This is a genomic window from Lacisediminihabitans sp. (assembly GCF_036569425.1).
Taxonomy (GTDB): domain Bacteria; phylum Actinomycetota; class Actinomycetes; order Actinomycetales; family Microbacteriaceae; genus Lacisediminihabitans.
Genome location: NZ_DATCQQ010000077.1, coordinates 17,529 through 39,387, shown reverse-complemented (window position 1 = coordinate 39,387; position 21,859 = coordinate 17,529). Strand labels below are relative to the sequence as shown.

Annotated in this window: 20 protein-coding genes and 1 pseudogene; 9 read left to right on the top strand and 12 right to left on the bottom strand. The window is 70.0% G+C overall.

Annotated features, from left to right (window positions below):
- Positions 1-66: 66 nt before the first annotated feature.
- Positions 67-1,296 (bottom strand): aminotransferase class I/II-fold pyridoxal phosphate-dependent enzyme, encoded by a 1,230-nt coding sequence (locus VIM54_RS13530; RefSeq protein ID WP_331902076.1) that lies wholly within the window; start codon positions 1,294-1,296, stop codon positions 67-69.
- A gap of 159 nt (positions 1,297-1,455) precedes the next feature.
- Here VIM54_RS13530 and VIM54_RS13525 point away from each other — a divergent pair, with 159 nt between their 5' ends.
- On the top strand, positions 1,456-2,097 hold the full coding sequence (locus VIM54_RS13525; RefSeq protein ID WP_331902074.1) for a C40 family peptidase: 642 nt from the start codon (positions 1,456-1,458) through the stop codon (positions 2,095-2,097).
- A gap of 43 nt (positions 2,098-2,140) precedes the next feature.
- On the opposite strand, the gene VIM54_RS13520 is transcribed toward VIM54_RS13525, so the two are convergent.
- From VIM54_RS13520 to VIM54_RS13505, 4 genes and pseudogenes are all read right to left on the bottom strand, one after another.
- Positions 2,141-3,478 (bottom strand): M1 family metallopeptidase, encoded by a 1,338-nt coding sequence (locus tag VIM54_RS13520; protein ID WP_331902072.1) that lies wholly within the window; start codon positions 3,476-3,478, stop codon positions 2,141-2,143.
- Between the two features lie 8 nt (positions 3,479-3,486).
- Positions 3,487-7,387, bottom strand: a pseudogene (locus tag VIM54_RS13515) (Pls/PosA family non-ribosomal peptide synthetase).
- Between the two features lie 41 nt (positions 7,388-7,428).
- Positions 7,429-7,731 carry a hypothetical protein gene (locus VIM54_RS13510; protein WP_331902070.1) on the bottom strand — a complete coding sequence of 101 codons (303 nt, stop codon included), beginning with the start codon at positions 7,729-7,731 and terminating at the stop codon, positions 7,429-7,431.
- 69 nt (positions 7,732-7,800) lie between these two features.
- Positions 7,801-9,111 (bottom strand): M23 family metallopeptidase, encoded by a 1,311-nt coding sequence (locus VIM54_RS13505; protein WP_331902068.1) that lies wholly within the window; start codon positions 9,109-9,111, stop codon positions 7,801-7,803.
- 241 nt (positions 9,112-9,352) lie between these two features.
- On the opposite strand from VIM54_RS13505, the gene VIM54_RS13500 reads away from it, so the two are divergent.
- Positions 9,353-9,697 carry a hypothetical protein gene (locus VIM54_RS13500; protein WP_331902066.1) on the top strand — a complete coding sequence of 115 codons (345 nt, stop codon included), beginning with the start codon at positions 9,353-9,355 and terminating at the stop codon, positions 9,695-9,697.
- A gap of 44 nt (positions 9,698-9,741) precedes the next feature.
- Here VIM54_RS13500 and VIM54_RS13495 read toward each other — a convergent pair whose 3' ends face one another.
- The 3 genes from VIM54_RS13495 to VIM54_RS13485 form a co-directional block, all read right to left on the bottom strand.
- Positions 9,742-10,137 carry a hypothetical protein gene (locus VIM54_RS13495; protein ID WP_331902065.1) on the bottom strand — a complete coding sequence of 132 codons (396 nt, stop codon included), beginning with the start codon at positions 10,135-10,137 and terminating at the stop codon, positions 9,742-9,744.
- A gap of 172 nt (positions 10,138-10,309) precedes the next feature.
- Positions 10,310-10,663: a UBP-type zinc finger domain-containing protein gene (locus tag VIM54_RS13490; protein ID WP_331902064.1), complete on the bottom strand. Its 354-nt coding sequence runs from the start codon at positions 10,661-10,663 to the stop codon at positions 10,310-10,312.
- Complete coding sequence (locus VIM54_RS13485; RefSeq protein ID WP_331902063.1) at positions 10,660-11,190, bottom strand: GNAT family N-acetyltransferase; 531 nt, start codon at positions 11,188-11,190, stop codon at positions 10,660-10,662. The genes VIM54_RS13490 and VIM54_RS13485 overlap by 4 nt, the downstream gene beginning before the upstream one ends.
- A 196-nt stretch (positions 11,191-11,386) precedes the next feature.
- On the opposite strand from VIM54_RS13485, the gene VIM54_RS13480 reads away from it, so the two are divergent.
- Both VIM54_RS13480 and VIM54_RS13475 read left to right on the top strand, forming a co-directional pair.
- Positions 11,387-13,447, top strand: a complete 2,061-nt coding sequence (locus VIM54_RS13480; RefSeq protein ID WP_331902061.1) for an acyltransferase family protein — start codon at positions 11,387-11,389, stop codon at positions 13,445-13,447.
- Positions 13,448-13,517: 70 nt separating this feature from the next.
- Positions 13,518-13,838: a hypothetical protein gene (locus tag VIM54_RS13475; protein ID WP_331902059.1), complete on the top strand. Its 321-nt coding sequence runs from the start codon at positions 13,518-13,520 to the stop codon at positions 13,836-13,838.
- An 89-nt stretch (positions 13,839-13,927) separates the two neighbouring features.
- Here VIM54_RS13475 and VIM54_RS13470 read toward each other — a convergent pair whose 3' ends face one another.
- Complete coding sequence (locus VIM54_RS13470; protein ID WP_331902057.1) at positions 13,928-14,716, bottom strand: IclR family transcriptional regulator; 789 nt, start codon at positions 14,714-14,716, stop codon at positions 13,928-13,930.
- 189 nt (positions 14,717-14,905) lie between these two features.
- Here VIM54_RS13470 and VIM54_RS13465 point away from each other — a divergent pair, with 189 nt between their 5' ends.
- From VIM54_RS13465 to VIM54_RS13450, 4 genes are all read left to right on the top strand, one after another.
- Positions 14,906-15,619, top strand: a complete 714-nt coding sequence (locus tag VIM54_RS13465; protein WP_331902056.1) for a CoA transferase subunit A — start codon at positions 14,906-14,908, stop codon at positions 15,617-15,619.
- A gap of 22 nt (positions 15,620-15,641) precedes the next feature.
- Positions 15,642-16,316, top strand: coding sequence for a CoA transferase subunit B (locus tag VIM54_RS13460; protein ID WP_331902055.1), 675 nt, complete (start codon positions 15,642-15,644; stop codon positions 16,314-16,316).
- A complete protein-coding gene (locus VIM54_RS13455; RefSeq protein ID WP_331902054.1) occupies positions 16,313-17,317 on the top strand; it encodes a class I mannose-6-phosphate isomerase in 1,005 nt (334 codons plus the stop codon). Before VIM54_RS13460 ends, VIM54_RS13455 begins: the two co-directional genes overlap by 4 nt.
- A 122-nt stretch (positions 17,318-17,439) precedes the next feature.
- Entirely contained in the window at positions 17,440-17,871 is a 432-nt protein-coding gene (locus VIM54_RS13450) for a nitroreductase/quinone reductase family protein (RefSeq protein WP_331902053.1), read from the top strand.
- Positions 17,872-17,877: 6 nt separating this feature from the next.
- Here VIM54_RS13450 and VIM54_RS13445 read toward each other — a convergent pair whose 3' ends face one another.
- On the bottom strand, positions 17,878-18,531 hold the full coding sequence (locus VIM54_RS13445) for a response regulator transcription factor (RefSeq protein ID WP_331902052.1): 654 nt from the start codon (positions 18,529-18,531) through the stop codon (positions 17,878-17,880).
- 203 nt (positions 18,532-18,734) lie between these two features.
- Here VIM54_RS13445 and VIM54_RS13440 point away from each other — a divergent pair, with 203 nt between their 5' ends.
- Entirely contained in the window at positions 18,735-19,265 is a 531-nt protein-coding gene (locus VIM54_RS13440; RefSeq protein WP_331902051.1) for a hypothetical protein, read from the top strand.
- Between the two features lie 383 nt (positions 19,266-19,648).
- Here the strand turns inward: VIM54_RS13440 and VIM54_RS13435 are convergent, their stop codons facing one another.
- Entirely contained in the window at positions 19,649-20,305 is a 657-nt protein-coding gene (locus VIM54_RS13435; RefSeq protein WP_331902050.1) for a response regulator transcription factor, read from the bottom strand.
- Position 20,306: 1 nt separating this feature from the next.
- Entirely contained in the window at positions 20,307-21,740 is a 1,434-nt protein-coding gene (locus VIM54_RS13430; RefSeq protein WP_331902049.1) for a sensor histidine kinase, read from the bottom strand.
- Positions 21,741-21,859 lie beyond the last annotated feature (119 nt).

Sequence of the window (21,859 nt, the reverse complement as noted above, 5' to 3'; positions counted from 1 at the left end):
GGGGAGATGCGGGGGAGTTTCGCTTCCGCGGCCCTGGATTCGGTGCCAGTGGGCCGTCGGCGGGCGTCAGGCGGGCGCCGAAGCGAGCAGCACGCACGTACACAGCGCATCGATCGCCGCCTCGAGTTCCGCGACCGAGGGGAAGGTCGGGGCGATGCGGATGTTGGAGTCGATCAGGTCGTTTCGGTGCGGCCACGTCGACCCGGCCGGGGTCACCGCGACGCCCGCCTCCTTCGCGAGGGCGATGGCGGCGGCGGCGGTTCCCGGCGCGACGTCGAGACTGATGAAGTAGCCGCCGGTGGGGCGCGACCAGGTCGCCACCCCGGTGAGTCGCCTCTCCAGAATGGCGAGCACTGCGGCAAAGCGCGGCTCGACGATCGCTCGGTGCGCGCGCATGTGACGGCGCACGTCATCCGCGCTCTTCAACAGCCGCACGTGCCGCAGTTGGTTGATCTTGTCCGGCCCGATGGTCTGGGCCGCGCTGTGTCGGCGGAACCACGCGATGTTGTCCACCGAACCACCGAGAAAGGCGACGCCGGCGCCGGGCAGGGTGATCTTGGAGGTCGAGGCGAAGACGAGCGGACGGTCGGGATGCCCGGCCGTCGCCGCGGCGCCGAGAACGTCGATCACCACCGGCTCGTCGTCGCTGAGGTGGTGCACCGCGTACGCGTTGTCCCAGAAGAGGCGGAAGTCGGGCGCAGCGGTAGGCATGGCGACGAGCGCCTCGACCTCCTCCACGGTGTAGGTGAGTCCCGTGGGGTTCGAGTACATCGGAACGCACCACATTCCGCGGATCGCCGGGTCTTCGGCCACGAGGCGGGCGATCGTGTCGAGGTCGAGCCGCCCGTCCACGAACGGAACAGGGATCATCCGGATGCCGAGCGACTCGCAGATGCTGAAGTGCCGGTCGTAGCCGGGAACGGGGCAGAGGAACGCCAGGTCCGGCACGTCGCGCCAGGGGCCGCTGCCGCCGGGCACGCCGTGCAGGAGGGCGTTGACGACCGAGTCGTGCATCACCGCGAGGCTCGCGTTGCCGAGGGCGAGCAGCTGGGCCGCAGGAACGGCGAGCAGTTCGGAGAAGATCGCGCGCAGCTCGGGCAGGCCGTCCGCGCCGCCGTAGTTGCGCAGGTCGGTGCCGCTCGCGTCGCGGAAGTCGCGGTCACCCGGGAGGGAGAGGAGCGCGTTCGACAGGTCGAGTTGCTCGGGTGACGGCTTGCCGCGGGTGAGATCGAGGCTGAGGTTGCGCTCGCGGAGGGAGTCGTACTGCCGCTCAAGTTCTGTTCGTGTTTCGCTCACCTGTCAAAACTACCGTGTGGGTCGGCCCGATCCCAGCCGCGTGGGGTAGTCTCCTCAAGATCACATTCTGGTAACGCACCGCGATATGGAACTTCACGAATCTTGGCTTCTCATCTCGGCAGGCACTCGGCCCCCCGCACGCAACGCCCCATTCTCTCCTTGAGACGAGCCGCCGCCACCGGCACGGCGATGGTCGTGGCCCTCGGTCTCGCGGCAACGATGGCCATCCCCGCCGTCTCGGCCTCGGCGACGGACGCCGACTCGCAGGTCTCGTCGATGATCGCGCGGTCGCAGCACCTGACGGTGAGCCGAGCGGTCGAGGCCGACGACGTCGTTCGCGACAAGTCGAGCGTCTACTACGCGGCGACGCGGGTCGCACTCGGCGTGTACGGCGGCGGCGCCCTGCCTGCTACTCCCCTTTCGGTCGGCGCGAACATGTTCATCAACCCGCCGGATCTCGGAGGCGGCGGACAGGCCGTCGTGCAGTACGCGATGCAGTTCGTGGGCATGGTGCCGTACATCATGGGCGGCGACTCGCCGAGCACCGGCTTCACCTGCGACACCTTCGTGCGCTTCGTCTACGCGCAGTTCGGCGTGCATCTCACCGGGAACGCCGTGGCCGAGGCGGCCCAGGGCACCGTGATTCCGCGCTCGGAGGCCGTGGCGGGCGACCTCGTCTACTACCCGCACCAGCACATCGGCTTCTACGACGGCAACGGCGGCATCGTCGACGCGCCGAAGCCCGGCACGGACGTGTCGCACCGTCCCATCTGGGGTAACCCGGAGTTCATCCGCCTGTAATGGTCGGCACCACACTGTCGGCGCCGCGGTCGGCGCGGCGCGGTCAGACGACGGTCAGCGGCGGCAGCGGCCGGGAGTAGACCCAGCGCCGCAGGATGTCGTCGACGGCCTCGCCGACGCCCGACGCCGCGACGAACGCGGCAAAGGCCTGCGGAGTGACCGTGCCCCACCGGTGGGCGAGCGTGTAGCCGCGGAGGGCGGCGAAGAACGTGGCGTCGCCGAGGTGCTGCCGAAGCGCGTGCAGCGCGAGGGCGCCACGCTTGTAGACCCGGTCGTCGAACATGGCCCGGGGGCCAGGGTCGCCGATCTCGATGTTCTTCGGCAACGCCTCGAGACGGTCCCACGCCTCCCGGGCGCTCTGCTCGGCAGTCGCCCCGCCGCTCGCTTCCGCCCACAACCACTCCGCGTAGCAGGCGAAGCCCTCGTGCAGCCAGATGTCGCGCCACGAGCCGGCGGTGAGGCTGTTGCCGAACCACTGGTGGGCGAGTTCGTGCGCGATCAGGCGATCGCTGCCGTGTGCGCCGTCCACATGGTTGTGACCGAACACCGCGATGCGGTGGGCCTCGAGCGGGATCTCCAACTCGTCCGGCGTCACGATCACCGAGTAGGTCTCGAACGGGTACGGACCGAACAGTCTCGAGAACAGGTCGATCATCTCGCCCAGGCGCTCGAAATCCGTCGCCACGTTCCGTGCGAGCTGGGGTGGAAAGTGGATGCGGGTCGGCACGGGCGCCGCGAGCACGTCGAGTGTGCGGTAGCGGCCGATCTGCACCGTCGCGAGGTAGGTTGCCATCGGCTCGGTTGCCGCGAACAGCCAGCGGGTGCGCCCGGAGCGGGTGGCCTGCGACACGAGGGTCCCGTTGGAGACCACGGCGTACGACGACTCGCACGCCACGGCGAGGGTGAGCGTCGCCTTGTCGCTCGGGTGGTCGTTGCAGGGGAACCACGACGACGCCCCCGACGGCTGGCTGGCCACGAGCACGCCGTCGGCGAGCTCCTCCCAGCCGATCTCGCCCCACTCGCTGCGGATCGGATGCGGGCTGCCGCGATACCGCACCACCACCTCGAACGGCTCGCCGTCGGCCAGCGGCACCGCGGGCGTGATCACGAGCTTGCGCGCCGTCTGCGAGACCTTGCGCGGGCGCTCGCCCGCCACCGTGATCCGGTCCACCACGAGGCCGGCGAAGTCGAGGCTGAACCGCTCGAGCGCCTGGTTCGCGCGTGCCGAAATGACCGCGGTCGCCACGAGGCGATTGGTGGTGACCCGGTAGTCGAGGTCGATGTCGTAGTGCTCCACCGCGTACCCGCTGTTGCCGCTCGTCGGCAGGTAGGGGTCTCCCGCGGACGGGGAGCCGTAGGTCGATCGCGGGGACTGGGGCATGACTGCCGTCAAGTATTCCATGGCGGCGACGGCCACGGCGAAATGGGGTTGCCCGCCCAGAGCGAGCCCGGCGGCACCCGCTCGCCCCGCATCACGAGCGAGCCGGGACCCACCGAGGCTCCCTCGTCGATCGATGCGGCGGGCAGGATGACGCTGTTCGGCCCGAGCGTCGCGCCGGCCCCGATCCGCACGGTGTCGAGTTGCATGATCCGGTCGTGAAAGAGGTGGGTCTGCACGACGCACCCGCGGTTGACGGTCACCCCGTCGGCGAGGGTCACGAGGTCCGCCTCCGGGAGCCAGTATGTCTCGCACCACACCCCGCGGCCGACCCGCGCGCCGAGGCTGCGCAGCCATAACGCGAGCGCAGGGGTGCCGGTGGCGTTCGCCGCGAACCACGGGCGCGCGACCATCTCCACGAAGGTGTCCGAGAGCTCGTTGCGCCACACGAACGACGACCAGAGCGGATGCTCGCTCGCGTCGATCCGCCCGGCCACGAGCCACTTGGCGCAGGTCGTGGCGGTCGCCGCCGCCGCCCCGGCCGCGAGCATCACCACGCCGGAGAGGGCGATGCACCACACGCCGCCGACCACGATCCAGAGCGACTCGAGGGACCCGAGAACGCCGAGGGCGATCCACGCCGTCACGAAGACCGGCACGATGCGCAGGGCTTCCCACGAGCCGCGGGCAATCCGCAGGGCGAGGCTCGGCTCGAAGGTGCGCCCCTCGTCGACGTCGGTGACCGTGCGACGCAGCCTCCGCGGGGGGTTGCCGATCCAGGACGACCCACGCTTCGCCTTGCGCGGCGTGGCCGAGAGCACGGCCACGAGACCGTTCCGCGGCACCGTGCGGCCGGGCCCCGCCATGCCGCTGTTGCCGAGGAACGCCCGTCGGCCGATCTTCGCCCGGCCGATGCGCATCCAGCCGCCGCCGAGCTCGTAGGTCGCCACCATCGTGTCGTCGGCGAGAAATGACCCGGGAGCAATGGTCGTGAGCGAGGGGATGAGAAGCACCGTGGATGCCTCGACCCCGCTGCCGACGGTGGCCCCGAGCATCCGCAGCCACACCGGCGTGAACAGGCTCGCGTAGAGCGGAAAGAGCAGCGTCCTGGCGCTGTCGAGCACACGTTCGGTCGACCAGGCCTGCCAGCCGATGCGGCTGCGCACCGGGAAGTATCCGTCGCGAAGCCCCACGCCGAGGGCGCGCACCGCGACCAGCACGAGCAGCGCGTAGCTCGCCCCGCTCACCAGCACGGCGAGCGGCACCGCGACGGCCGCCCGCAGGAGCGCGACCCCGAGGGTGGACGCCTCGCCGATGGCCGAACCGACGACGAGCACCCCCAGCGCCAGGCTCACGGCGGGCATCGCGGAGAGGGCCACCGACCCCGCTCCGTACACGACGAGCCAGCGCCGGCCGCGCGGCGGGCGTTCGATCGGCCAGGCGTGCCGTGCGGAGCCCACGCGCGCGGCGGGCGACCCGGCCCACCGCTCGCCGGCCGGTACGCGTCCGAAGACGGCGGCTCCCGGTTCCACCTCCACCCCGCGCCCGATGCTCGCCCCGCCGAGCAGGGTGCTTCGCGACCCGATGACCGCGTCGGCGCCGATGTGCACGTGACCGACGCGCAGGACGTCGCCGTCGATCCAGTAGCCGGCCAGGTCCACCTCGGGTTCGATCGCGGCGTGCGGGCCGATCGACAGCATCCCGGTGACCGGCGGAAGCGAGTGCAGGTCGACCCCTTCGCCGATCTTCGCGCCGAGCGCCCTCGCGTAGTAGCTGATCCAGGGTGCACCGGCGAGGCTCGCCGGCCCCACGAGAAGCGACACCTGCTCGGCGAGCCAGAGCCGCAGGTGCACCGACCCGCCGCGCGGGTAGTTGCCCGGCCGCACCCCGGCGAGCAGCAGTCTCGAGGCGACCACGGCTATCGTCATCTTGCCCAGCGGGGTGATGAACAGCACGAATCCGACGGCAATCCACCACCACGAGACAGTGGGCACGAAGGTGACCCAGAAGACGAGGGCGAGCAGGTTGTTCGCGACGGCGAGGTAGACCAGCCAGCGCGCGCCGACCAGCACGTGCAGAGGGATGCCGAGGAGGGTCTGGGCGAGTTGGCTGGCGAGCGGGGTCCGCACGACCGTCCTCGTCGCCGCGGGGGCGGCTGGCGCGCGCGCGTCGAGCTCGTCGGCGAGCGAACCGATCCGCGGGTGGTCGTAGATGTCGGAGACCCTCGTCTGCGGATGCCGCTCCCGGATCGCCGAGACCAGCTGGGCCGCGGAGAGCGAGCCGCCGCCCTGCGCGAAGAAGTCGTCGTCCGGGCCGGCCACCGGGGCGCCGAGGATCGCGGTCCACCGCTCGGCGATCCACTCCGCCGTGGGTGACAGCCGCTCGGCGGCCGGCTCGTCGGAGGCGGGGAGCGGCCACGGCAGGGCCGCGCGGTTCACCTTGCCCGAGGTGCGGGTGGGCAGCTCGTCGACCACGGCGAGAAGCGGCACGAGGGCGGCGGGGAGGGCATCCCTCAGCGTGTCGCTCGCCGCCGCGCGATCGAAGCCGACGGTCCCTTCGATGAGGGCGAGGTAGCCGACGAGCACGTGGTTGCCGGCCGGCGTCGTCTGCACGACTGCTGCGGCGTCGACGACCCCGTCGAGCGACTGCAGCGCCGCCTCCACCTCGCCGAGCTCGATTCGGCGGCCGCCGAGCTTCACCTGGTCGTCTGCGCGCCCCACGAACACGAGTCCTTCGCTCTCGAAACGCACGAGGTCCCCGCTGCGGTAGGCGCGGCCCCAGCCCAGGCCCTCATGTGGCGCGAACTTCTCCGCGTCCTTCACCGCGTCGAGGTACCGGGCGAGCCCGACTCCGCCGATGATGAGCTCCCCCGTCTCCCCTTCGGCGACCCGCTCCCCCGCGGCATCCACCACCGCGAGATCCCAGCCGTCGAGCGGCAGGCCGATGCGCACGGGGCCTGCGCCGCCGAGCGGCGCCGCGCAGGCCACGACGGTGGCCTCGGTCGGGCCGTAGGTGTTCCACGCCTCGCGCCCGCGCGCCGAGATCCGCGCCGCGAGCTCGGGCGGGCAGGCCTCGCCGCCGAAGATCACGAGCCGCACGAGTTCGAGCGACTCCTCGGGCCAGAGCGAGGCGAGGGTGGGGACGGTGGAGACGACGGTGATCCCGTGGGCGATGAGCCAGGGGCCGAGGTCGACCCCGGAGCGCACGAGCGAACGCGGCGCCGGCACGAGCGACGCCCCGTTGCGCCAGGCCAGCCACATCTCCTCGCAGGACGCGTCGAATGCCACCGAGAGGCCGGCGAGCACCCTGTCGCCCGGTCCGATCGGCTCATCCTGCAGAAATGAGGCGCGCCTCGGCGTCCACGAACGCGGCGGCGGAGCGGTGCGTCACCGCGACCCCCTTGGGCAGCCCGGTCGAACCGGAGGTGAAGATCACCCAGGCGTCGTCCTCCGGTCGGGGCGCCTGTGCCGACGGCTCGTCGTCGTCGACCGCGCCGCGCGTGCCGATGGCCCCGCCGATCGGTTCGAAGACGCCGCCCGCCCCGATCACGCCAACCACGGCCGCCTCCTGGAACACGAGCCTCGCCCGCTCCTCCGGGTCGTCGGCGTCCACCGGAACGTAGGCCGCGCCCACCACGAGCGTCGCGAGAATCGACAGGTAGAGGTCGCGAGTGCCCGACGGAATCCGGATGCCGACGGCGTCGCCGCGGCGCACGCCGGCCAGGCGCAGGGCGCGGGCCTGCTCGTTGACGAGGCGCAGCAGCCGGCGGTAGCTGATCGCGCCGTCCGGGTCCTCGAGCGCCACCGCATCCGGGTTGTCCCTGGCGGTCTCTGCGAGGACCTGCACGAGCGTGCGCGCCTCCGTGCGCCTCGAACCGGCCTCGAGCACGCTCTGGCCGGGCGCCGACTGGATCACTCACGCTCCTTGCGTGGTGCCCCACGCGATCTGTGCGGCTAGCTGGCCTCGCGCTGCTGCAGCGGGATCGACCCGGTCACGATCTTCGCGAGCGCGTCGCGCTCGGCCTCCAGCGACGCGACGGTCGCCTCGTCGAGCCCGGGGCGAAGCACGTCATTGAACGGGCTATCCAGTCCGGTTTTGGTATAGACGGTCACGGAGTAAGCGCTGGCGGCCGCCTGGAGCTTCGCAGCGGCACGCTGGGACTTCTTGAGCGACACACTTCGGCCGCCAACGACTTTCGCGTGGTTCTCGAGGGCCTTGATGAGGTCCTTCAGAGTCGCGTCAATTTTCTTGGACATGACTCTCATTCTCTACTACGTTTGCGGTTGCTCGCTAGGAGCGCCAGCGCCGTCCCCCTCGGGAGCCTGCTACAGGTTCACACCCCGGTCGCGGAGGTACGGCACCGGGTCCCGCGCCACGTTGTTGTAGCGCACCTCGAAGTGGAGGTGGCAGCCGGTGGACCATCCGGTGCTGCCGACCCGCGCGACCTGCTGGCCTGCGCTCACCTGCTGGCCGACGCCCACGAGGATGCCGCCGTTCACGATGTGGCCGTAACCGGTGGAGATCCCCGTGCCGTCGTTGTTGGCGATCTGCACGAAGTTGCCGTAGCCGCCGTACGGGCCGGCGTAGATGACCCTTCCGGAGTGCGCGGCGAAGATCGGCGAGCCACAGGATGCCCCGAGGTCGGTCCCGGAGTGCAGGGCGTTCTGGTGGGTGTACGGGTCGAGCCGGTAGCCATAGACGCTCGTGATCCGACCGCCGGCCGGTCTGGCCCATCCACTCGAGCCGGGCTGTCCGGCGCCGGCTCCGTTTCCGCCTCCGGCTGCCGCGGCGGCTGCCGCCGCGGCCGCTGCCGCCGCCCGTGCTGCGGCCTCGGCGGCTGCCTTTGCCGCCGCGGCGACGGCGACTCCGGTGCGATAGCCGGCCTCGGTCTGCTGGGTGTTACTGACGAGCAACGCGAGCTGGGCGTCAAGCTCTGACTTGTGGGCCGTCTGCTCGGCCAGGGCGTTTGTGGCGTTCGTCGCGGCCGTCTGGGCCTCTTCGAGGGCCACCTGGGCAGCCTCCGCGAGCGCCTTCAGCGCGGTCTTGGCGAGGGTGCTCTGGTCAGTGAGCGACTGCGCGCTGTTCTGCTCCTGCACGGCCTTCTCGTACAGGCCCTTCGATTGGTCGGTCACCTTGCTGGCGAGGCTCAGCTGCGACAGGAGATCTGCGGCCTTGCCGCCGTTGAACATCAGGGTCGCGACGACCTCACTGTTGCCGGAGCGCGCCATCTGGGAGGCCATGGCGCCCGCCCGCTCGCGGGATGTCTTGGCGCGTGCCTTGGCTGCGTCCGCCTGGGCAGCGAGGGCGTCGGCCTTGAGCGAGGCCTCGTCGAGCTTCTGCTGGGCGACCTGCAGCTCGTTGCCCTTCGTGGCCGCCTCGGCCTGGGTGGCCTGCACCTGGGCGCTGAGGCCGTTCAGCAGGCTCTGAAGGCGTGCGATCTGCGCGTTCTTGGCGCCCTCGCTGGCTCGAGCGGCCTGCACGTCTCCCCAGCTGGGGTATGTCACTGCCCACGCGGCCTGGCCGGACGCCACCGAACCGGCGCCGAGCAGGGCGAAGGCGACGAGCCCCGCGACCAGGCGAAGGCGGGTCTTGTCGGCGCTGCGCGGCATGGCGCTGGCGTGCGTTGTGTAGCTCATGATCCCCATACATGACGTGCGAAAAAATCGCGTGTAACACCAGTAACACTGGCAACATTCACCACAGTAGCAACGACCAGCCCCCGATAGCGAGGATCCGGCGGATCTCGCTGCGGACGGCTGCGGCCGCTCGGCCAATGTTTCGCTGGGTTACGGGCATGAGTGACGCATCGGCCCATCGCCGCTAACGTGAAATGACCGGCGCCAGTTCGGCCCGGCTTCCCACCGTGATGAGGCCAGAATGTCCCACCTTCCCCTGCCCGCGCAGCAGCTCTCGGTATGCCAGAGCGAGCACGCGATGGGCTGCGAGAAGGTCGGGCCAGGGCACGCGATGCACCTCATCCAGCAGCGCGTCGTTTCGGCCACGCCGAGCAAGTGGCTGGATGCCGTGGTCGGTGCCCCGATCGGGGACGGCTGGGTGCGACTGCACCTCCTCGACGGCAGCGCGGTGAGCGTCTGGCACCACGAGGCGCTCGACAACCTCGCCGCCGCGGGCGAGCCGGTCGGCATCCACGGCGTCTACAACGTCGTCGCGGTCGGCGAACGCTGGTTCAACGTTCTCGTCGAGGGTGAACTCGCCGCCTAACACCCCACGGGCCTAACACCCCACGGCCCTCACACCCCACGGGCCTAGCTCATCGACATCGACTTCATCGACTTCATCGACATGAGCATCGCCTCGCAGGCCTTCTGGCACTCCATGCACGCCTGAGCGCACATCCGGCACTCCTCGCGCATGTCCGCATGCATCATGCACTCGGCCGCGCACGCCTTGCACATGGCGATCGTGGTCTCGAGCATCGACATCATCGCGGCCATGTCGTAGCCCGCCGGGCGCATCATCATGCGCATCATCGTGTTGCAGACGTCGGCGGTGCTCGCGCACATGCTCGCGCAGCGCGGCATGTCCATCATGCCGTCGGCGCACACCGTACAGGCCTGCTCGCAGGCGGAACACGCCTCGATGCAGGCCTGCATGCCCGCCATGTCCATCTTCTGCGCGTCCTTCATGTCCTTCATCGACATGGACATCATTTCGGCCATCATGCTCATCGTTCGCCACCCATCGTCCCCACCGACGACCGGCACGCTGCGCGGTTCACGTGGACTGCAGAGACTCTCTGTTACGAAATGTTACGCCGATTAACTCGTTTCGTCCCCGATGATTCTGCGCGAAAGTCTATTCGGCCGAATCCGGCTACCCCATCAGGTCGCGCCAGTTCGCCGGCACCCGGCCGCGCGGTCCGGGCGCCGTTTCGTCGACCGGACGGTGCGCCGGCGGTGCCAGCACCTGGCCGGTGACCGTCGCGGAGGTTCGGTAGTCCCAGAACCAGTCTTCGCCGGGTTCGAAGCTCTGGATGATCGGATGCCCGGTCGCCGCCGCGTGCGCCGTCGCGTGTTTGGCCGGCGACGAGTCGCAGCATCCGATGTGGCCGCACTCCACACACCGCCTCAGGTGCACCCACCATCCGCCCACGGCTTCGCACTCCACGCAGCCGGTGCCGCTCGGCGGCACTGTCATGTCGCTGCCGTGTGAGTCGATGCCGGTCATGCTGCGGCCTCTCCCAGGTGCTTGGTGAAGGAGTGGATGACGATCGTCTCCGCGCTGAGGGCGGTGTCGAACAGAGGGGTGTAGCCGGTCGCGAGGTACAGCCGCACGGCCTCGGGCTGGCGCGGCCCGGTGCTCAGCACGACAGTGCGGAAACCGCGCCGGCGCGCCTCCGCCTCGAGTTCGGCGAGCACGAGCCTGGCGAGCCCTTGGCCGCGATGGTCGGCATGGGTCCACATGCGCTTCACCTCGACGGTCGACTCGTCGATCCTCATGAATGCTCCGCCCGAGATCGCCGCGCCGCCCCGAAGCAGCAGGGCGAACGTGCCGCCCGGCGCGGTGAAGGCCTCGGCGGGGTATCGGGAGATCTCCGCCGCCGCCGACTCGCCGAACATCGTGCCGTAGCGTCCGTCGTACTCGCGCTCCAGATCCGCCAGCAGCGGCGCCACGAGCGGGTCGAGAGGGTCGGTGTGCACGAACCGGTCACCCGGCCGGAGCTTCGGAGTTGATCGGTTGCCAGACTGCGTCACGATGGTGCTTCTTTCCTCCGGTGTGACGTTAATCGTGCCACCTCTCGGTGCCCTGTGCGCCGGGCGCCCGCGATGTCCACCATCCGGCTCACCCCGAACCCGTCGACGCCCGGGCCGAAGCCGTCGCCCCCTTCTGTTTGCCGCGGGGTGTTATGGTGCGCGGCATCGATCCATCGGCCGGGAGGAGGGCCTCGCAGTGTTCGGCACGACACGCATCCGGCCCGCGGCTCCCGCGGCGCCGACGGGATTCCGTGCCGACATCCAGGGGCTGCGTGCGGTCGCGGTCGCCCTCGTCGTGCTGAACCACGCCGGCCTCCCCTGGCTCGCCGGCGGCTACGCGGGGGTCGACGTCTTCTTCGTCATCTCGGGTTTCCTCATCAGCGGCCACCTCGTCTCCGCCCTCCGCGACAACGGCCGCATCGACTTCGCGGGCTTCTATGCCGCGCGGGCGCGCCGCATCCTCCCCGCCTCGCTCACCGTGATCGCCGTCACCGCGGTGGCCGCCCTGATACTGCTCTCACCGCTCCGCGTCGCGACGATCGCGCGGGACGGGATCGCATCCGCCCTCTACCTGCCCAACCTGCTGTTCGCGATCGAGAAGACCGACTACCTCGCCGGCACCACCCCGTCTCCGTTCCAGCACTTCTGGTCGCTCGGCGTGGAGGAACAGTTCTACCTGTTCTGGCCGCTGCTACTGCTCGCCCTGTTCCTGGTGGCGCGACGGTCGCCTCGACGGCTCGCGATCGGCATCTCCCTCGTCGCGGCACTGTCCTTCGTGGCCTGCCTGCTCGTCGCCCACCTCTCGCAGCCGTGGGCCTTTTTCTCGCTGCCCACCCGAGCCTGGGAGCTCGCGGCCGGCGCGCTCGTCGCCTGCGGGATGCCGGTGCTCGCGCGGGTTCCGCCGCTGCCGGCGCGGCTGTTGGCGGCCTCCGGCCTCGCCGTGATCCTCGCCTCCGCGGTTCTGCTCACCACCGAGACGCGCTACCCGGGCTGGGCCACCGTGGCGCCGGTGGCCGGGGCGGCGCTCGTGATCGGATTCGGCGGCCGCGTCGCGCGCGGCGGCGTGCTCGGCACGCGCCCTCTCCAGTTCGTCGGCGCCATCTCCTACTCGCTCTACCTCGTGCACTGGCCGATGCTCGCGATCCTGCACGAGAAGCTGCCTGCCGGCGAACCGCTCCCCCTCGCAACCGGGCTGCTCGTGGCGGCACTCGCGGTGCCGGTCGCCTACGGCCTGTTCCGGTTCGTCGAGACGCCGCTGCGCGGGCGCAGGGGCGCCGGTCGCACGGGCGCCGGTCGCACGGCCCCGGCCGGCCCCCGTCGCGTCGTTGCCGTCGGCGCCGCGGCGTCGATCGCCCTCGCGGCGTGCCTCGCCGGGGCGGGCGCGGCCGCCTCGACTCTGCTTCCCCTGCACTCCGGCCGCGCGGCGCCGGCGACCGTGCTGTCGCCCCTCCCGCTTGGCACCGGCTTCGTGCCGTCCGGGGTCTCGCCCACTCTGTCCGCTGCGGTCGACGACACCGGCGAGCTCTACACCGACGGCTGCCAGCAGGGCCTCACCGGGTCCGCGGTCATCCGCTGCAGCTTCGGCGACCGGGGCTCGTCGACCGTCGTCGCGCTCTTCGGCGACTCGCACGCCGGCCGCTGGTTTCCCGCCATCGAGGCGGCGGCCACTCGCCTCGGCATCCGGCTCGACACCTTCACCAAGTCGGGATGCCGCTCCGAAGACACCGACGGACTGTGGAACCGCGCGGGCGACTCGCCGTGCTCCGAGTGGCGCGGCGCCGCGGTCGCGGCCCTCAACGCCCACCCGCCGGACCTGATCGTGCTGGCCAACCACCTCGGCCCGCGCCCCGACCGGGACGCGGCCAAACAGCAGCGCGACTGGGAGGCGGGCATCGGTCACGCCATCGACAGGCTGCCCTCGAGCTCGAGAGTGCTCACGCTCGCGGACTCCCCGCAATTCGCGAACTCGCCGGTGCTCTGCCTCGCCGAGAACCTCGACGACACCACGCCCTGCTCGGTGCCGCGCGCGGAGGCCTTCAACCCGGCGATCGCCGCGGCGCAGAGGGCGGTGAGCGCGCGAACCGGCTCCGGCTACCTGGACCTGAGCGACTACTTCTGCAACCGCACGTCCTGCCCGCCGATCATCGGGTCGACGCTCGTCTACTCGGATTCGCACCACCTCACCGCCACCTACAGCCGCGCCCTCGCGCCCGCGCTCGAGCGGAAGCTCGCGGCCTACCTGCCGAAGACCCGCTGAACCGAAACTCACGCCTCCCGCACAGCCGCAATTCATTTTCCCGTTACCCGCCGGGCGCAGGCTTGGCGGCATGCTCGCACTCACGGCGACCGTTCGCCCCACCGATTCGCCCCTCCCGCTCGTCCTTCTGCGGGAGCGCCTCAACCGCTTCGAACACGTGCCGGTCGCCTCGAACGGCACCATGGTGTTGATCCAGGGGGTGGGCCGGGTGCTTGTGCGCGACGAGGTGACGACCCTGCGACTGGATGCCGTGGCCAGCTACGAAGACATGCTCGACACGATCCGCGCCGTCATCACCAAGGAGGTGGCCGAGGCCGCCCGGCCGCAGAGTCGCAACGGGCTGACCCTCACCTGGGAGCGGCCGCAAACGGTGCCGGTGGAGCTGCGCTGATCCGTAGCCTGCGCTGATCCGTAGCCTGCGCTGATCTGTAGCCTGCGCTGATCCGTAGCCTGGGCTGACGCGCAGCAGACCGCCTGCGGTCACCCCCGGGAGGCGTGCCGGGGCGTGCTCGCCAGCCTCTGCCCGACCAGGTGCGCCTGTTCGAGAAGCAGCCGCCCGAGCTCCGGCTGCCGCTCGGCCCGAAACCGCGGCTCGATCCCGGTGATGCTCAGCGCCCAGGCGGGCCGGCCACGGTCGTCGAAGATCGCCGCCCCCATCCCCCAGCTTCCCTCGAGGATGAGCCCCGGATTCACCGCGTAGCCCGTTCCGCGGGTGAGCGCGATTCGCTGCCGGATCGCCGCCACGGAATGCTGCGCGCCCCAGTTCGCCTCGAGGGGCACCCGCGCCAGGTACCGGTCGATCTCGTCATCGCCCGAGAATGCGAGCATCACCAGCCCCGCTGACGCGACGCCGAGCGGAAACCGCACTCCCTCGTACAACACGAATGACCGCACCGGAAAGCTGCCCTCTTCGCGCACCAGGCACACGGTCTCGTTGCCCCGGCGCGCGGAGAGAAAGGCGCTCTCCCCGGTCTCCCTCGCGAGGGTCTGCACGCTGTCGCGGGCGACATCCGTGATGTCGTAGCGTTCGGCGGCGAGAGAACCGAGCACGTACAGCTCTGGTCCGAGGTGCCAGCGGGCTCGTCCGCTGTCGTGGTCGAGCAACCCCTCGGCGGCGAGGGAAGACAGCAGGCGATGGGCCGTCGGCCTGGTGAGCCCGGACCGCTTCGCCACCTCAGCCGACGACACTCCGTCGGCGTTCTCGCTCACGATGCGCAGGATGCTGCTCGCCCGCGAGATCACCTGCCCGCCCTGGATCGGTTCTGCCATCGGCTGCTCCCTCGCTGACCACTATGTGGATAAGGGTAGCGCGTCTGACCACGCTGTGATCGGATTGTGGACTAACACTCGGCAACTTTGACAGAAACAGATTGGGAACACTAGCGTGGGTGGCGGGCAACGCCTGACCACTTTGTGGTCGATGAGGTGCGCCCAAGGCAATCGCACGAGGGAGTGTTCATGTCAAAGGTCTGGCCATCGGCAGCGGAGGCGCTGCGCGACGCGGTGCACGACGGGGCCACCATCGCGGTGGGCGGCTTCGGGCTGAGCGGCAACCCGTCCGACCTCATCGAGGCCCTGCGCGACTCGGGCGCAACCGACCTCACCATCGTCTCCAACAACATGGGCGTCGACGGCAAGGGCCTCGGCATCCTGCTCGAGAACCACCAGGTGAAGAAGGTCGTCGCCTCGTATGTCGGCGAGAACAAGCTGTTCGCCCGGCAGTACCTGGACGGCGAACTCGAGGTCGAGTTCGTTCCGCAGGGCACGCTCGCCGAACGCCTGCGGGCGGGCGGGGCTGGCATTGCCGGTTTTTACACGAATACCGGAGTGGGCACCCGGGTGGCCGAGGGCAAGACGCTCACCGAATTCGACGGCGAGACCTACCTGCTCGAGCGCGGCATCGTCGCCGACATCGCCCTCGTCCACGCGTTCCGGGCCGACCGCGAGGGCAACCTGATCTTTCGCCACACCGCCCGCAACTTCAACCCGGTGGTCGCCACCGCCGGCGGGATTACGATCGCCGAGGCGGAGCAGGTGCTCGATACCGACTACCTCGACCCCGACATCATCGTGACGCCGGGCATCTTCGTTCAGCGACTCGTCGTGGCGCTGCCGCGGACGAAGGACATCGAGCAGAGAACCGTGCGCCCCCGCGCCACGGTCGCCGACTAGAACTCCGCGGGAGGAGACGATCATGGCATGGACTCGGGACGAGATGGCCGCCATCGCTGCGCGGGAGCTGCGCGACGGCGAATACGTGAACCTGGGGATCGGCATTCCGACCCTCGTGGCGAACCACCTGCCGGAGGGGGTGCGGGTGACCCTGCAGAGCGAGAACGGACTGCTCGGCATGGGTCCCTTTCCGTTCGAGGGCGAGGAGGATGCCGATCTCATCAACGCGGGCAAGCAGACCGTGACGCTGCTCCCGGGCGGCAGCTACTTCGACTCGGCGACCTCGTTCTCGATGATCCGCGGCGGGCACGTGCAGATCGCGATCCTCGGGGCCCTCCAGGTATCGGGCCACGGGGATCTCGCCAACTGGACCATCCCCGGCAAGCTCGTCAAGGGCATGGGCGGCGCAATGGATCTCGTCGCCGGCACTCCGCGCGTGGTCGTGGTGACCGAGCACGTGGCCAAGGACGGCAGCCCGAAGATCGTGGCGGAGTGCGACCTGCCCCTCACCGGCAGCCGGGTCGTGCACCGGATCATCAGCGATCTCGCGGTCTTCGACGTGACCCCCGACGGCCTCGTGCTGCGCGCCCTCGCGCCGGGCACCTCGGTCGACGACCTGCGTGCCTCGACCGGCGCCGGCTTCGCCGTGGAACTCGACGAGGGCATCGTCGCCGGGGTCGAGGCACCGGCGCCGTGAACGCCCCCGGCACGGATCCGATCCTCCTCCCCGCAAACCAGCCGGCTGATCGGTTCTACCGGGGCGGGAGCCGCATCTCCGACTTCCGGTCCGCGCCGGCGGCCGACCCGTTCACGCCGGAGGACTGGGTGGGTTCCACCACCAGCGTGCGCGGACACGCCCCGGTCGGGCAGACTCGGCTCCCCGACGGCGAGCTTCTCGCGGACGCGGTCTGCCGCGACCCGCTCGGCTGGCTCGGTCCGGCCCACGTCGAACGCTTCGGCGCGGACACGATGCTGTTGGTCAAGCTGCTCGACGCCGGGCAGCGGCTGCCCATCCACGCCCACCCGGGCGGTGGGTTCGCCGCGGAACACCTCGCCGCGGCGCACGGCAAGGCGGAGGCCTGGTACATCCTGACCCCGGGCACCGTCTACCTGGGCCTGCGCGAGCCCATCCACCCCGTCGAACTGCGCGACCTCGTCGACAGCCAGCAGACCGAGCACATGCTCGAGCTCATGCACGCGATCGACGTCGCGCCGAACGACACTGTGTACGTGCCTCCCGGGCTGCTGCACGCGATCGGCCCGGGCATCCTGCTCGCCGAGGTGCAGGAACCGGAAGACCTGTCGATCCTGCTCGAGTGGACCGGGTTCGAACTCGACGGTGCAGCTGACGGGCACCTCGGGCTGGGATTCGAACTCGCCCTCGGCGCGGTCGACACGAACGGGCGCTCGCGGGAGCACATCCGCGCCCTGGTGCGGCACGTCGACTCGGACGGCCCGGTGCTCCCGGCCGCCTCGGCCGGCTACTTTCGCCTCGACCGCGTCTCGCGCTCCCAGACGCTGCCCGCGGGCTTCGCGATCGTCATCGCGCTCGAGGGATCGATGACGCTGACCACCGAGCGCGGCGCGGTTCTGGAACTGGCTCAGGGAACCACGACGCTCGTCCCCTTCGCCGCCGGCGCGCTGTCGATCGACGGCCACGGAGCCGTGCTGGTGGCGCGGCCGCCCGTGGTGCACTGAGCAGCAACGTAACGGGCGGCGCGACTGGGCGGGCGATCCGCATAGCGACGTAGGATGCCTCCATGACCATCCACGTCACCCCGGCGCCTGGCGCCGGCGTTCCCCGGGAGGGCTGACCGACCATGCCGAGCACACTCTCGCTCAAGGCGATGGAGGCATCGCACCGCTTCCTGCAGTGGATCACCCGCGGCCGGGTCGGCTGGACGATCTCGAACATGCCCGTGATCGAGCTGACGACGATCGGTCGCCGAAGCGGTGAGCCTCGGGCGACGATGCTCACGTCGCCGCTGAAGGAGGGCGACGCCTACGTGGTCGTGGCGTCCCGCGGTGGGGACGACCGGCATCCGGCCTGGTTCCTCAACCTCCGCGACAACCCTCACGTAGAGGTCGTGATCGAGGGTCGCCCTCGAGTGCCCATGCTCGCGGGCGTCGCCACCCTCGAGGAGCGCGCCCGCCTCTGGCCGATCATCACCGGCAGGTACCCCAACTACGGCGGCTACCAGGAGAAGACGAAGCGGCAGATCCCGCTCGTGCTGCTCGAACCACTCCACTGACCGGCGTCAGCGCAGCCGGTAGCCCATTCCGCGGACCGTCTCTATCGCCTCCGCGCCCAGCTTGCCGCGCAGGTAGCCCACGTACACCTCGACGACGTTCGACCCCGGGTCGAAGTCGTAGCCCCAGACACGGCTGAGAAGCTGCTCGCGGCTGATCACCTCATCGGGATGCGACAGGAACTCCTCGGCGAGCGCAAACTCCCGCGCAGACAGGTCGACACTCACGTCGCCAACCCTTGCGCGCCTCGTCTTCAGGTCGAGGCTGAGCGAACCGCGCCGCAACGCCGCGGGCGTCGCCGGGGTGTCCCTCAGGCGCACCCGCACCCTGGCCATCAGCTCGTCGAACTTGAACGGCTTGGGCAGGTAGTCGTTCGCCCCGCTGTCGAGGCTCAGGATGGTGTCGGCAACGGAACGCCTCGCGGTGAGCATGATCACCGGAGTCGACTGGTCCTGCATCCGAAGCCTACGCAGCACCTCGAACCCGTCGAGAGTCGGCAGGCCGATGTCGAGGAGAACGAGGTCGTATCCGCCGGTCTGTGCCTCGTTGAGAGCATCGGCTCCGTCGGCCATCACGGTGCAGGTGTAGCCCTCGGCCCTGAGCCCGCGCTGGAGGAAGTCCGAAATCCGCGGCTCGTCTTCTGCGATCAGGATGTGGCGCATGTTCGGGTGACTCCATCAGCAGGTCGGGATGCTCCTACGCGCGGGTCGGCGCGACCGGACGCGAAAGAAGTGAGGCTTTGCTTAGATTATCGGCCGGGCGAGCACCGTCGTTAGGCAGGCGAGGATTCTCGCGCCATCGACCCGGGATCTGAGACTTTTCTTATCTAACTGCGGGGGCTCGTGCTTTCGGTCAGACTTAACGTGTGAAACTCTCCCTGCTCTCGATCGCCACCTGCGCGACGGTGGCGGTCGCCGTGCTCTCGGGCTCTGCCGTCGCGGCGTTTGCCGCACAGGCCCCGCAGGCCTCAGCCGAGCTTGCGGGAGTTGCGGCGCTGGTTGTGCCACTTGGCCACCGGCCCGCCGGATTCGCCGACATCGTGCCCGCGACGGTCGGCTCCGACCGCGGCCTCGTCGTGGTTGCGGTGAGCGGAGCCGACACTCTCGGCCGTCAGGAGGGTCGCACGGATTCGCCGTCGGCTGACCCTGCGCGCGTCGGGGAAACGCCAGGCATCTCCGGCGATTCCGAATCCTCGGGATCAGACAACTCGCATTCCGACGCCAGCGAACCGGGCGGGCAATCGAAGCCAGAAGAGTCGAAGCCGGAGGTAGCGCAGGCCCCCACGCCGGAGAAGACCGCAGATGTCAAGGTCGACGACACGGGCAAGTCTGACAGCAGCGGCAAGTCCGACCGCAGCGGCAACTCCGACAAGGCCGATTCCGGCAGCAACGGCTGACGCCACCCCTGGCCCGGGCCGGCATCGTCACGCGCGGCGGCGATCGCGGCGGGAAGCACCGCCCATCCACGCCGACGCCCCGACGTGTGTCGCGCGCTCGCGGGCTCCCGATAAGAGAACTCTCATCGCCGTCTTGGAAAGTCCTCATCCACCCAAGGCAAGATCAGTTTCAGGGGGAACTCCAGTCGGGGTTCCAAACACAGCGGAACGGTTCAAGCTGCGGTTGGTCATCGCGTTCGGGTACGCGATCGACGGTTCGGCTCCTTCGGGAGTCGAAGAATACCGTGGCGGGAATTCGATTCCGATCTGTTCCTCGCTGGTCGGCTCGGGGCTGATCGCGATGACAGACAGAGTGCCCGGTTCGAACAGAACCGGGCACTTCCCTATCTGAGGCGGTAGCCGACCCCGCGCACCGTCTCGATCAGGTCGGCGCCGAACTTCGAACGCAGCGCGCTCACCATTGCCCCGACGACATTCGGCTGCGAGCCGGGCCCCTCGCCCCAGACTCGGGCAAGCAGCTGCTCCCGGCTCAGCACCTGGTCGGGATGCCGCAGAAATTCCACTGCAAGAGCGAACTCTCGCGCGGAAAGGGCGACGGGCACTTCGTCCACCAGCACCCGTCGGCTCCGCTGGTGGACGCGCAGCGTTCCGTGGCTCAGCACCCCGGCGTCCTGGCCCGGTTTCTCGCGCAACCGCAGGCGCACCCTGGACAGCAGCTCGTCGAACTTGAACGGCTTCGTGAGGTAGTCGTTCGCTCCCCCGTCAAGGCCGCGCACCACATCCTCCACCGAGTGGCGCGCCGTCAGAATGATCACCGGCAGCCGGGAATCGGTGCGCCGAAGCGCGGTCAGCACCTCGAATCCGTCCATTCCCGGCAGTCCGACATCGAGCAGCATCAGGTCGAAAATGCCGCTCTGTGCCTCCTCAAGGGCGCGCTCGCCGTGCGCCACGACGGTGCAGCCGTAGCCGGCGGCACGCAACCCTCGGTCGAGAAAGCTGGAGATGCGGGGCTCGTCCTCGGCGATCAGCAGCCGCGCCATGTCAGGCCGGCCCCGTCGCCCCGGCGCCGAGCGGGTCGTGGGGAATTCGGATGGAGAACCGCGTCCCGACTGGCGAGGAGACGAAGTCCACATCGCCGCCATGAGCGATGGCGATCGCCCGCACGATGGACAGGCCGAGGCCCGAGCCCGCGATGCCCCGACCAGAGTCGACTCGACCGAACCGGGCGAAGATGCGGTCGGCCGCGTTCGGCGGGATCCCCGGGCCGTTGTCGGCGACCCAGAACTCGACACCGACGGCATGCAGCGACGATCCAATCTCGATCCGGGTGCCGTCCGGCGAGTACTTCGACGCGTTGTCGACGAGTTGGAGCCAGGCCTGGGTGATGCGCCCCTGGTCGATCGCGATCGTGCCGTCCGCCACGCCGCCCAACGCCCACTCGTGCCGCGGAAGCACCTCCGCCTTGGCGAAGACCTGCCGGGTGAAGGCTGCGGCATCCACCGAGCCGAGCACCGGATCGGCGCGCTGCGATTCGGCAAGCAGGGCGAGATCCTCCACGAGCACCGTCACGCGCTCGAGCTCGTCGAGCGCGAGGGTTCGCGTGGCGATCACCTCGGCCACATTGTGCGGGTTGAGGATCTCGAGGTGCCCGCGCACGATCGTCACCGGCGTGTGCAGCTCGTGTCTCACGTCGTCGAGAAGTTGCCGCTGATCGGTCATCGCCCGGTCGAGGCGGTCGAGCATGAGGTTGACGCTCCGCGTGAGGTACGAGAGGTCGTCGTGGCCCACCACGGGGATGCGTTCGCTGCGGTTGGTGGAGGTGACCCGGGATGCGGCGAGCCGAAGCGTGCGGATCGGGCTGAGCAGTCGCCCGGCGATGAACCAGGCCAGCGACGCGATCACGAGCGTGGCGATCGAGATCACGATCCAGTAGGTGGTGAAGGCCGCGGTGAGGTCGGCCAGCTGGGAGTCGAGATCAATGGCGACGACATAGACGCCGCGGTCGGAGTTGCCGTCCACCCTCACGGGAACCGCCACGTAGCGGATCGGCCCGATCCGCGACGAAATGGTGCCGATGTGCGCCTTGCCGTTGGCGACGCCGGCCACCGCCGCGGCGGCGAGCGCGGGCATCTCGGCCAGGCTGAACGAGGTCGGCACGCCGGGCACGAACATCGGCTTGCCGTTCAGAATGCCCAGGGAGCTCTCGTGCAGGTTGGGCAGCACTCGGCCGATGACGGCCTGCAGTGCCGCGCTTCCTGTGCGATACGCCTCGGGAACGGCGCCGGGTGAACCGGCCGCCGGTGCGCTGTTCGAGGCCCCGAGCACCACGAGTCTCGCTGCCTCGACCCGGGCCACGAGGGTGGCGTCGGCGTTCGCCAGCACCCGTTCGCGCTGGATCAGAAAGGTCGCGGCCCCGCCGGCCGCCATCCCGAGGGCGGAGACCACCACGAGCGCGACCAACAGCCGCGCACGCACCGACCGGAGTGGCCAACGCAGACGGTTCCCCCGGACGGCTTTCACAGTGCCAAGTATGCCGCGCATCCTCGCCCGGGCGAGTCGGCGCTCCGATCACGCCGCTTCCGCCCGGCCGAGAA

Bases quoted from the DNA above. Each gene is read 5' to 3' on its own strand.
- VIM54_RS13520 (WP_331902072.1), bottom strand. From the start codon at position 3,478: ATGCCCCAGTCCCCGCGATCGACCTACGGCTCCCCGTCCGCGGGAGAC.
- VIM54_RS13445 (WP_331902052.1), bottom strand. From the start codon at position 18,531: ATGCGCCACATCCTGATCGCAGAAGACGAGCCGCGGATTTCGGACTTC.
- VIM54_RS13475 (WP_331902059.1), top strand. From the start codon at position 13,518: ATGCTCGCACTCACGGCGACCGTTCGCCCCACCGATTCGCCCCTCCCG.
- VIM54_RS13465 (WP_331902056.1), top strand. From the start codon at position 14,906: ATGTCAAAGGTCTGGCCATCGGCAGCGGAGGCGCTGCGCGACGCGGTG.
- VIM54_RS13505 (WP_331902068.1), bottom strand. From the start codon at position 9,111: ATGAGCTACACAACGCACGCCAGCGCCATGCCGCGCAGCGCCGACAAG.
- VIM54_RS13435 (WP_331902050.1), bottom strand. From the start codon at position 20,305: ATGGCGCGGCTGCTGATCGCCGAGGACGAGCCCCGCATCTCCAGCTTT.
- VIM54_RS13495 (WP_331902065.1), bottom strand. From the start codon at position 10,137: ATGTCGATGAAGGACATGAAGGACGCGCAGAAGATGGACATGGCGGGC.
- VIM54_RS13490 (WP_331902064.1), bottom strand. From the start codon at position 10,663: ATGACCGGCATCGACTCACACGGCAGCGACATGACAGTGCCGCCGAGC.
- VIM54_RS13450 (WP_331902053.1), top strand. From the start codon at position 17,440: ATGCCGAGCACACTCTCGCTCAAGGCGATGGAGGCATCGCACCGCTTC.
- VIM54_RS13470 (WP_331902057.1), bottom strand. From the start codon at position 14,716: ATGGCAGAACCGATCCAGGGCGGGCAGGTGATCTCGCGGGCGAGCAGC.
- VIM54_RS13460 (WP_331902055.1), top strand. From the start codon at position 15,642: ATGGCATGGACTCGGGACGAGATGGCCGCCATCGCTGCGCGGGAGCTG.
- VIM54_RS13510 (WP_331902070.1), bottom strand. From the start codon at position 7,731: ATGTCCAAGAAAATTGACGCGACTCTGAAGGACCTCATCAAGGCCCTC.
- VIM54_RS13500 (WP_331902066.1), top strand. From the start codon at position 9,353: ATGTCCCACCTTCCCCTGCCCGCGCAGCAGCTCTCGGTATGCCAGAGC.